This is a genomic window from Niastella populi, assembly GCF_002078015.1.
GTDB classification, from domain to species: Bacteria; Bacteroidota; Bacteroidia; order Chitinophagales; family Chitinophagaceae; genus Niastella; species Niastella populi.
In genome coordinates this window covers 1-257 of record NZ_LWBP01000133.1, presented here as the reverse complement: position 1 = coordinate 257, position 257 = coordinate 1, and the positions used below count along the sequence as shown (strand labels likewise).

General features: G+C 42.4%; 1 protein-coding gene. It reads left to right on the top strand.

The annotated features are described in order from the left end of the window. A partial coding sequence (locus A4R26_RS12305; RefSeq protein WP_207625738.1) for a condensation domain-containing protein occupies positions 1-257 on the top strand: 257 nt, incomplete at both ends.

The following is a 257-nucleotide window of genomic DNA, read 5'->3' as shown; positions in this document are numbered from 1 at the left end:
ATGGAAGAGAAGAAATTATCGAAGGTGTAGACATCAGCAGAACGGTTGGCTGGTTTACTACGTTTTATCCATTTGTATTGGATGTATCCAGTTCTTTAAATCAGATAGAAAGCTTAGTAGGTGTAAAAGAAGATTTACGACGTGTCCCCAATAAAGGGATCGGTTACGGTATGCTCACCAACTTAAGCCCGGCAGGGCTTGAGAGCAAACTCATTCCACAGATCACCTTTAATTACCTGGGCGACTTTGGCGCAAAT